Origin of the sequence: Chitinophaga sp. W3I9, from assembly GCF_050434025.1 — a bacterium.
In the GTDB taxonomy this organism is placed as follows: Bacteria; Bacteroidota; Bacteroidia; order Chitinophagales; family Chitinophagaceae; genus Chitinophaga.
Window position 1 is genome coordinate 6,602,768 of sequence record NZ_JBNPWC010000001.1, and the last position, 10,702, is coordinate 6,613,469.

Annotated in this window: 9 protein-coding genes; 1 reads left to right on the top strand and 8 read right to left on the bottom strand. The window is 48.6% G+C overall.

Going from position 1 to position 10,702, the window contains the following annotated elements; genetic code table 11:
• Positions 1-3 precede the first annotated feature (3 nt).
• The 8 genes from QFZ51_RS26815 to QFZ51_RS26850 form a co-directional block, all read right to left on the bottom strand.
• The gene (locus QFZ51_RS26815) at positions 4-1,632 is read right to left on the bottom strand and encodes a SusD/RagB family nutrient-binding outer membrane lipoprotein (RefSeq protein WP_429050500.1); all 1,629 of its coding nucleotides are present in this window, start codon (positions 1,630-1,632) and stop codon (positions 4-6) included.
• Between the two features lie 18 nt (positions 1,633-1,650).
• Complete coding sequence (locus QFZ51_RS26820; protein ID WP_429050501.1) at positions 1,651-1,821, bottom strand: hypothetical protein; 171 nt, start codon at positions 1,819-1,821, stop codon at positions 1,651-1,653.
• Between the two features lie 31 nt (positions 1,822-1,852).
• Positions 1,853-5,110 (bottom strand): SusC/RagA family TonB-linked outer membrane protein, encoded by a 3,258-nt coding sequence (locus QFZ51_RS26825; RefSeq protein ID WP_429050502.1) that lies wholly within the window; start codon positions 5,108-5,110, stop codon positions 1,853-1,855.
• 187 nt (positions 5,111-5,297) lie between these two features.
• The gene (locus QFZ51_RS26830; protein ID WP_429050503.1) at positions 5,298-6,473 is read right to left on the bottom strand and encodes a FecR family protein; all 1,176 of its coding nucleotides are present in this window, start codon (positions 6,471-6,473) and stop codon (positions 5,298-5,300) included.
• An 83-nt stretch (positions 6,474-6,556) separates the two neighbouring features.
• Positions 6,557-7,162: an RNA polymerase sigma factor gene (locus tag QFZ51_RS26835; protein WP_370908066.1), complete on the bottom strand. Its 606-nt coding sequence runs from the start codon at positions 7,160-7,162 to the stop codon at positions 6,557-6,559.
• A 348-nt stretch (positions 7,163-7,510) separates the two neighbouring features.
• Entirely contained in the window at positions 7,511-8,227 is a 717-nt protein-coding gene (locus QFZ51_RS26840; protein ID WP_429050504.1) for a DUF92 domain-containing protein, read from the bottom strand.
• A 41-nt stretch (positions 8,228-8,268) separates the two neighbouring features.
• Positions 8,269-8,757, bottom strand: a complete 489-nt coding sequence (locus tag QFZ51_RS26845) for a DUF5946 family protein (RefSeq protein WP_370908070.1) — start codon at positions 8,755-8,757, stop codon at positions 8,269-8,271.
• A 90-nt stretch (positions 8,758-8,847) separates the two neighbouring features.
• Positions 8,848-9,603: an MBL fold metallo-hydrolase gene (locus QFZ51_RS26850; RefSeq protein ID WP_429050505.1), complete on the bottom strand. Its 756-nt coding sequence runs from the start codon at positions 9,601-9,603 to the stop codon at positions 8,848-8,850.
• Between the two features lie 94 nt (positions 9,604-9,697).
• On the opposite strand from QFZ51_RS26850, the gene QFZ51_RS26855 reads away from it, so the two are divergent.
• On the top strand, positions 9,698-10,531 hold the full coding sequence (locus tag QFZ51_RS26855; protein WP_429050506.1) for a phosphatase PAP2 family protein: 834 nt from the start codon (positions 9,698-9,700) through the stop codon (positions 10,529-10,531).
• Positions 10,532-10,702: the final 171 nt, after the last annotated feature.

Consider the following 10,702-nt stretch of genomic DNA (forward strand, 5'->3'; position numbering starts at 1 on the left):
TGATTATGGCATCCACCAGATTTTGCTGGTGAAGATGTCGATAGGTCCCTGCGCCAGGAGGTTTTCCTTATTCTGCACCATTTCTGATAGCGGGTAAGGGCACCGGATCGGCATGGTATTACCTATCCTGGCCGGGTCGTAAGACAATGGAATGTCCGGGAACGCGCCGTTGCGGCGATAGTCCACCCATGCTTCAAAAGGTTCAATACCATTAAAGGCCATGTATTTCTGGAACATCAGCAGTTTGTATTTATCCGGCGCGGCGGCCCAGCTCACCTTTGGATTGGCGGCAGCTGTTTCCGCATTGTACCAGGTATTGAAAGCATCGTCCGACAGGGAAGGTACCGTGGTGTTGCCACCTACATTAAGCCACCGGAAGGATTCCTTTACCGCATTCTTATAGGCCGTTTCCGGATCACCGGGCAACCAGCCGCGCTGAATGGCTTCTGCCTGGAGGAACGCACTTTCTATACTGGTGATGATCCAGCAGGGCATGTCATAGCCTTTTATAATGCCGGTTGACAAAGGCGACACGGCCGTACGGAAAGTGCGCACACCGCCCACCTGCGATACGTACTCCGTGCGGTTATAAGGAAACTGCTGTTCATCTACCGGCAGGCCAAATTTATTGCCCCTGTATTCCTGCGGACCGGGTTGTGCGAATGGTTCCGGCGCATTGGCAGGCAGCGGAACACGGGCAGGCGAGTAAAAGAAACCAAGACGGGGATCGCGGTTCTCTTTCAGCATATTCATGGCGGTTACATTTGCGGATGCAATCTGCCAGTTGGGAATAGATTTATTACCCGCTAACCCATAATAGCGGACATACACATCATACTGCGAATATTTAGCGTAGTACTTGGAAGGTTTCACATCGGTAAAGCCTGGATTTACACTGGCATCTTCTCCACTGTTCAGGAAACCGGAGCCTTGTGCGGTAATCTTTGCTATTTCACCTTTGATATAATTTTCCCTGCCGGGCTTATTCGCCTGATGTATCAGCATGCGCAGTTTGAGGGTATTGATAAACCGGAACCACTTTTGTTTTTCGCCATGGAACATAATATCTGCAATGGAGATACGGAGCGCTTTGTCCTGCGGAGCATCGCGGATGAGGATGATGGCCGAATCCAGCTGCGTCATCAGGTCTTCATAAATGAACTCCCCGGTATCATACTTAGGTTTCCGGATACTGGTATTATTGGCCTCGCTATAGGGCATGTTGTTATTGTTATCTACCGCACGGCTCCATTGCAGCGCCCGGATCGCTTTCGCAATTCCTATGTAATAGGGCTGGTCATGCAACCTGGCATTGGCTTCCCAAAGGAGAATGGCCGGATCGGGGGAACTGGTTCCGAAAGAACCGTCATTTAACTGGTAATAGGTAAGTTCAGTGACGCCGGTGGCATACTCCGCATATGTCCAATAGCCCATCCATTGTGCTTCCAGCTGATTTTCCACGCCGGATATGCTGTTGAACAACATATCGGGTAACATGAGATCCGGTGTGGCATTGTTTTCTGTAAGCTGCAGCGGATTGTAGTTAATGTCTATCCAGCCTTTTTTACAACCTGCCATAAAGGTGGCGGCAGTTAGTAAGGCTCCCGCTAAAATGTGATATCTTTTGCGCATCAGTTTAATTTTTTGTTGTTAAAAACTCACGGTAGTGATTACGCCGTATTGCGCCACACCCGGAACGGTAGAAACACCGGACGCAGATCCGGAAAGGTTGTCGGGAATAGTACGGTACCCTCTGTCGCCAGGGCCTTTGATCAATTGCGGATCCCCTGTTTTATTTTTCTTTGTGTAGAAGTTAAACACGTTTCTACCGTATACACTTAAATTGAGTTTCTTAATTGTTTTTTGTTTTGAAGAACCTTTCGTATCCTATCACCACTTCGCGTATTTTGAAGAAGTCGGCTTTGGTCAGATAGCTGGCAGAAGCGTTCTGGAAGTGACTGTATAATTCCTGGTTAGCACTTTTCGTATATACATCTGTGTTAGGGACCAGTTTCCCGGTACCATCGTCATAAACGGAATTCGGATAGATAAATGGTTTACGGTCGTTGTACACAGTGAGCACGCTGAACCCGTACTGCACATCATATTGCATAAGGTCAGAGTAGTGCATGGCGCCGGTATTGAATTCTCCCAGTACGGCCAGCGTAAATCCTTTAAAGGCGAAGTTCAGGTTCATTCCACCGGAATATTTGGGTAAGGTGCGTCCGCCGTAGATCGGGTTATTAATGTCCGCGTCCGGCATACCGGTTTCTTTATTTACGATCACCCTCCCTTCGGCATCTTTTTTCAAATCATACACCTGGTATTCAAATGCACGCTGCCCGGTGCGGGCCACTACTCCGTACATGCTTCCATAATAAGGAGTTCTCAGCGGGAACAATCCATCATAGGCATCGCTGATAGAGATCACTTTATTATCGTTCATGGCTACACGTATATCTGCACTGAAAGTAAATCCGCTCCTGGTTTTAATGATGGGGTCCAGTTTCAGATCGGCTTCCCAGCCATAGTTGCGCATGATGCCCAGGTTATCGATGGTGCTGCCACCGCTCAGCCACGGGATCTTTACTTTCATGATCACACCATTATTCTGTTGGGTATACCAGGTGAAGTCCAACGCGACTCTGTTCTTCCAAAAGCCTGCGCTGACGCCGTATTCCTGGCTGAGGATCTTTTCCGGTTTCAGAAAAGGGTTGGGATTACCCTGCATATAGTTATAAGCAATTACGCCTTCATCGGATGTGCCGGGATAAGGGAAGCCGTTAGAATAGGCCATTGAAAGGGTCCGTTCAGACTGGTAAGGTTCAATGTTCATATTGGCCGTGGTGTTTACCGCGGCTCGTAACTGCAGGCGGGATAACCAGGTATAATTTTTCAGGGAAGAAATAACTTCATTCAGGATCACGGAAGTATTACCGCCCACGTAGAGATCTTTTCCCCTGCCGGCTTTTGCGCGCTTGGAATCCCAGTCGTTGCGTGCCATCAGTTCCACAAACACTTTATCTTTGTAGCCAATGCCTGACGTACCAAAAAAGGAATAGTTGCGGGTGAGCAATGATTCCTCGGCGCCATATGGCAGATCGCGGGAAAACGCGAGGTTGAATACCGGGATGATGGGATTACCACTACCGGAAACTTTCTTATAATAATTTTCTTTTACAGAGCTTCCTAACGTAGTGCGGAAATTAAAGTTGCCTGCATGGTTTAATGCTGTGATCAGCAGGTCGTTGTTAAGCGTCGTATTGGATCGGGATTCCTCTCCCAACTGGGTAAGCCTGTCGCGGAAGCGGTTATAGCCGCCATATTGTTTGGCAAAATCAGAAAAATTCATTGGCTGTGAAACGGTTTTTTCGTAGAAGCCATCATACACCACGCTGGGTTTGTCTGTTACCGTTAGCCACGGCAGTACCTTTGCGGTTAGTATCAAACCCGTCACCAATGCGTTATCGGTACTTTTCTTTCTCCGGTCTGCCGCCTGCTGATACGGACTCATCACGTCGTTATCATTCCAGTAGTGGTTTATATCTGCCCACTTATTGTTCTCATAATTTTTGTAACTGAGGATAGGGATATAGGTAGGTGTGCTCAGCATATCGTCGAACGTAGGACCTTTATCAGCGGTGGTACGGGAGTAATTGAGGTTCAGTTGCACATTCAGTTTGCCCAGTTTACGCCCCGCGCTGAAGAAGAGGTTTACGCCGTCTTGTTTATCGCCCGGTATCATGCCTGTTTGATTGACAGCGTTGAGGCCGAGATAGAAATCGGAGATAGCATCTGACTGGGAGATGGATAAATTATTCTGGATGGTGCGACCTACGTTGAAGAAGCGCCTTGCATCCTTTTTATCGGAGTAGGTTACCATCTGGTAGTCGCCGTTTTCATCGGCTCTTCCGATGGGTACCAGCCGGCCGTCGTAGGCGGGGCCCCAGCCGCTTTTATCCAGGCTGCTGTAAATACCGTTTCCTTTGTCGTCTACCAGGCCGCTACCGGTACCGAAGCGTCTTTGCTTACTGTTGTCATTCCGGAAATCGAGGCGGGAAAAATTTACGCTGTTGCGGAAATTGATAGTAGGTTTGCCTTTTTGTCCTTTTTTTGTGGTGATGATGATCACGCCATTCACACCTTCCGGTCCGTATAAAGCCGTACCGTTGGCGCCTTTCAGCACGGTTACATTTTCAATATCCGCAGGGTTGATGTTATTGATAAAGTCCATGATCATGGCGGCGGAGTTAATGTCCGACCCAAAAGATAACGGCGTGCCATTGAGGATGAACAACGGCTGGTTGTTGCTGGTGGTACTGAAAGAGCGGATACCGCGGATCAGCACCCGCATCTGCGGGTTCATGTCGGCGCTTTGTATAGCGATATTTAAACCGGATACTTTACCAGCCAGCCCCTGTAGCAGGTTGCCGGAATTGGCGCGGTTGATATCTGCCCCGCTCACTTTGGCTACGCTATAGCCTACTTCTTTCGAACTTTTTTCTATACCAAAAGCCGTTACTACCGTTTCATCCAGTTTAGATACACCGGGGTTCATCATTACCGTGAGGAAGGGTTGGTTGGGAATGATCTTCACTTCCTGTGTTTCATATTGCAGGGAGGTGATGATCAGCACATTGCCGGGCTCGGCGTTCAGGCGGAAGTTGCCTTCTCCATCGGTAATCGCTCCCCTGTTCTTTCCTTTTATTTTTACAGATGCCGATATGATTGGTTCTTTCGTGGCAGCATTCAGTACTTTACCGTTCACTTCAATAAAAGTGCTTGTGATGAAAGGCAGCTTTCCTTCCAGTGGTGGTGGCTTTTCCGCGAACGTAATCACTTTTCCGGTGATCGTATAATTCAACGGCTGATCTTTAAAAGCCGCTTCCAGGAAGGCCGTCAATGGCATATCTTCCGCTGTTACCGTGACTGGTTTCGCTGTTTTCAGCAATTCACTGTTGTAGAAAACTACATAGCCTGTTTGCTGTTCAATAGCAGTAAAAATTTTCTTCAGGGAAAGATCTTTCCCTGAAAGTGTAACACTTTGTGAAAAAGTTGACGCATGCACACTTAGAAAAGTAATAGTCAGCAGTAAAAAGGTAAGCCTCATTACGAACAAGATTTTGGTAATGTAACGATGCCTCCACCATGACAGGTGGCCACAATAAGCATTTTTTTGCATAAATTGCATTTGGTTTGGTTGATAATAGATTCTCTTACGGAAAATTTAAAACGACTGAACTACTAACCGGAAGTGGGTCCAAGCACTTTCGGTTTTCGTTTTTTTAATGATTGGTTTATTTAGGTTGTATGATCAATTTTCCTCCCGGCTCCAGTCTGAAGTGAATGCCGGCATCGGTCAATATTTTCAGTAATTGTGTGAGGCTTACATTCCGCACTATTTTGCCGCCGAACACCACATCCGGCACTTCCTGGTCGTACACCACCTCGATGTTATACCATCTGGCCAGTTGCCGCATTACCTCGCGGAGGTGTTGTCCTTCAAAATTAAACAGGCCGCTGCGCCACGCCATTACAGCGCTGGTATCTACTCCATTCACCACTTGCGGCGTTTGTGTGCCGGCCGTTAAAACAGCCTGCTGGCCCGGCGATAATACCACCGCCTGCGCAGCGCTGAAGCGGATACGCCCTTCCAGCAAGGTGGAACGGATGGCTGCTTCATCGGGGTAGGCATTTACATTAAAGTGGGTTCCCAGTACATCAATATAGTTTTCCTGGTTGCTGATCTTTACCCGGAAGGGTTTGTGTGCGTCCTTTGCCACTTCAAAGTAGGCTTCCCCGCTCACTTCCACCAGCCGTTCTTTGCCGGTAAAGGCAGTGGGATAACTAAGTGAAGATGCGGCGTTCAGCCATACTCTGGTGCCATCGGGCAGTACTACCTGGAACTGGCCTCCACGGGGCGTTGTGAGTACATTTATGCCGGCCGCTTCTCCACCGGAGGAAGGCGCATAATTCAGCTGGCCGTTTACCTGCTGGGCAGTGGCATTGCCCAGCTGTATTTGCCGTTTGGCTACGCTGTCGAGTGCTATCACAGAGCCATCGGCCAGTTTTAATACGGCTTTACTGCCACCAGGCGCCACATCGTATTTCGTTGCCAGCTGTTGTTTACCGGATGGTTGCTGCCAGCGCAAAATGCCGGTCGCCACGAGTAACAGCAGCGATGCTGCCGCTGCCCACCATGCATACTGCCTGTAATTTAAGCGGCGGGGGGGTTTACCGGTTGCTTTTAGTGGAGTGACCGGTCTAATATTGGCATACATTTCCTTCAGGGGGGCATCCTGCCCGAATGCCGAATGATCGGTTTCTGCCAGTGCTGCCAGCAAACTTTCCAGCCTGGCGGTGTTACGTTCATCCAGCAGCATCAACCGCCATCGTCGGAACTCTTCCGGTGTCATGGTATCTTCCGTATACTTGCGGAACAATTCATCAAATTCGTTATCGGCAGGTTGCATGCATTAAAATAATAATGGTTGATGTTGTTATTACCCCTTGCTACTATAGACGTAAATACATCCCGGGGGTAATGCATACTTTTTTAAAAAAAAGCAGAAAATAATGGCGTCAGGTATAAAAGGGCTACCAGTGCTATTTCCGGGAAGTTTTCCTCCAGGTATTTGCGGATAATGGCCAGTGCCCGTACCAGGTGACTTTTAGAGGTAATGGGTGAAATATTCATGCGTTGTGCGATTTCCGTATGGGTTAAACCCTGAAAACGGCTTAGCATAAAAGCGGTTTTTAGTTGAGGGGAAAGTTGGTCTACGGCCTGTAAAATGGCTCCTTCCAGCTGTTTCAGCGCCAGTTGTTCTTCTACAGAAGGTGTTGTATCGGTAAAAAAACTGGTCAGGTATTCTTCCTGCTCCGGAGCCGCTACTTTTTTTCGCAGGTAATCCATCGCCATGTTGCGGGTGATGGTATTGAGCCAGGGTCTGAATTGCTGTACAGTGAACAGTTGTGACCTTTTTACCCATATTCTTACAAAAACTTCCTGGGTAAGATCCTGTGCGATCTCCGGTGATTTCATCAGGCGCAGGGCGAGTCCATACACATGCCTGGCATAATGTTCATAAAGTATACTGAATGCCTCCTGATCGGCGTCGGCTACCTTCCGGAGCAATTCCTTCTCATCTTCTAACTGGTGCATTCCATAAAAATCTAGGCGCGGAGAGATCGGTATTTTGATTGATGTCGTAAAAATAGAAAAAAAGCTGTCATTCGTGCTTCTTTTTATTTACAGATATCTTTTCTCAGCACTTCTCCGTCCTTCATGCCGCGTGTATTAAACTCAATAGTTTCCACGGTTCTGCCACGGGGGTAATAGAGGCGGATTTCATAGTCGGTATCTTTTTCCAGTGTCAGATTAATTTCCAGGCCGGCTTCGCCGATATTCCCGTCATTGCGGGTTTACTCCAGATTTTCACGCCGGTGCGGCAAGAGTACATCCCATAATGTGACAACATAGGAATTCCACCTACAAGACAGGGGGATAACGTTACAACAGGTACAGCACCATCGCCGTAATTGCGCCAAACAACGTATTGCTGAAGTTCACCGCATCATTACCAATAATATGTTTTCGCTCCAGGGTGGCGCCCAGCAGGGAGTCTGCCAGGTTACCGGCGATACCCGCGATGGCTACAAACCATAGGGTTTCGTCCATACCAAAGCTGATACCGTACAGCAAAGCGAGGATAGCTGCGCCTGCGGCGCCCAGCAGGGTACCTTCCAGGCTGATTACGCCATCCAGTCCCCGGGTATCTTTTTTAAAGGTGAGGATATTATAAAAGTTGCGGCCGTATACCATTCCCAGTTCGGACGACAGTGTATCGGCAGTGGCAGCAGCCAGGCTGGCGGCCAGCATCATCTGGTACATATCGTCGATGTCGGGATGCATGAGTGCCAGCAATGCCATGAAAGCGGCTACTCCGCCATTGGCAAATACCTGGCCGGCCGTGCGTTGCCCCGGGTGATTTTCTCCGGGAAAAATTTTCAGATCCTTTTTATGTGAGGTGGCGATTACGCCCATGATAAAAAATGCACCGAGCAATAACAGTCCGCCGTAGCCGGCGCCTGCTGCTACCAGCAGCGCTACTGCCGCTGCCATTACGCCACCGCCCGGGGTAAGCTTACGTTTTATTACACATAGCACCGCAATGGCGATGACCGCCACCGGTACAATAATCAGTTCGGGAAAAGAAGATAGTTGCATAACAAGCCGCAAAACTATACAAATATCCCGTTCCTGGTCTTTTAAATGTAATGGGCGGTCTTTTCTTTAATAAAGGAATGGTGTGCGCTCCAGCTATCCCATACTGCCTGTGCCCATTTTTTCATGGCGGCATATAGTTCCTCCTCGGTGGTTGCTTTGAGTACATCCTTAACGGTGAGGGCGCCGGTGGTAGCGGGAGGTTCCAGCTTCTCCCATGATTGCTGCGGGATAATGCTGTGCACATGTTGTACCTGCCGCCCGGTGTAATTTTTTTCCAGCGCCAGATACAGCCCTATCAACGCGTAGGCGGTGATGATGTTCCGGCTCACGCCACCGGCATGTTGGGCGCCGTAGGCATCTACAGACAACTGATGATGAAAATCCGGATGCTGAAAAGCAAAGGTGCGGTCGGCGAGCTGATTGAAGAGATCCAGGCATTCACCGGATGCATTATATCTTTCTGAAGGGGCAAATTGCTGGTACGCAAGATGTAGTTTACAGCCCGGGCAAATGATATTGTTTTCTGTCATGTGCTGCTGAAATTAAATGCTGGTGTAAATACTAAATTTAAGGATTTTACACCAGCATTCGGGCTATTCTTCCAGCAATAAATTGCGTTGTTATTTCGCGTACCAGTCGCGCAACCTTACTTCAATCCCTTTATTACCTGCGTCTACCAGGCTTTTGAACTTATTCACATCCGCCAGTCCGCCTTTACCACGGTAGTGATAAGGGTACACTATTTTTGGCGCAAAGGCCAGCACTGCATCTGCGGCTTCGGTTACATCCATCGTATATGGCAGGTTCATGCAAACGAAAGCCACATCAATATTTTTCAGCGCCCTCATTTCCGGAATACCCTGGGTGTCGCCGGAGATATAAACCGACTTGCCTCCTACCTTCAACACATAACCGTTGCCCCTGCCTTTGGTGTGCATAGCGGTAGCGCTTTCGGGCAGGTTGTACATGGGGATGGCATGGATGGAAATTCCGGCTACTGTTTTGGACTCCCCGTTTTTCAGGGTCACGATCTGCGCGGCTGGTATCCCTTCCAGTTTAGCTGTTACTACTTCCGGGGCAACAATGATAGTATGCGCCGTTTTAACCGCGTTGATGGTAGCGGGGTCAAAATGGTCACCATGAATATCCGTTACCAAAATGATATCCGGCGCTGCCAATCCTTTATGCGGTTCGGCACCACCAGCAGGGTCCACATAAATGGTTTTGCCTGCCACCGACAATAGAAGGTCGGCATGGTTAATGGGCTGGATAGTAAGATTTCCCTTGGAGGTAGAAATCTCATCTGGTGCAACCCGTTGTGCAATGGCACTGCGGGTGGCAAAAAGCAGGAAAAGTGCGAGGAAACAGTTTCTCATAATTGCTGATTAATGTGATCGTAAAGTTAACAATTCCCGCGCTGCTTCTCCCTAAAAATACTACTTTCGTGCTCGCTCCAAAGTATTTAAACAGATGGGATTCAGGCTTACATTTCTTTTACTGGTTATTTTTTCTCCCCGTATACAGGCGCAATCGGACAGCAGCCTGCCCGTGGTGGCTGACAGCATCCGCCCGGTGATCAACGCCAGCGACACCTTAATACGGTACCGCATAAACGGCGCCTACCTGGGCAGTATCTGGCAGGACCTGAAATATACGGTAGCGCGGCCCGCCCATTGGGAGAAAAAGGATTACATCCGGCTGGGCGTAATTACCGGTGTGACCGGCATCCTGCTGGGAGGGGATTACGGCGTAAAACAATTCTTTGTACGTCACCAGTCGAATTTTGTTACCAGCGTAACCGACCAGATAGAACCCTTTGGCAATGCCTATTCCCCGTACATTGTAGCCGGTATGTATGTAGTGGGAGTGATTGCAAAGGACCGCAACCTGGAACACGGCGGATTGATGGCTGCCAAATCGCTGATCATTTCCACCGCCATTTACGCCACCCTTAAAAGTATTGTGAGACGCGGACGCCCTACCTATTACGATTCCCCGTTCAGCTTTAATGCTCCCTTCAGCAAAGATAAACAGCATACCTCTTTCCCGTCGGGGCATAGTCTCACCGTTATGACAGTAGCCACCGCGATTGCGGAACTCTACGGAAAAGATCATCCGTGGGTGCCATGGGTATCCTATGGCATTGCCGGCCTTACCGGCGCCACCCGCCTGTATGAAAACCGGCATTGGAGCAGCGATGTATGGGTGGGGCTGGCCCTGGGCCATTTTGTAACCAAAAGCGTTTTCCGGCATCACCGGAAACTGGAGCACAAGAAGGCCATGCGGCTGATGATGGCGCCGTGAATGCAGCGGATTTTGTCTTGGCTCAGGATTACGCTGATTTTGCTGATTAGTTTGATTTTTACTTTTGGATTTTATAAAGGATTACGGGAGATAGAAGCGGATATATTTGCTTTTATCTCCCTTAATTATTATTAAGAAAATCAAAAAATCTAAAAAAATCCAAAAGTAAAA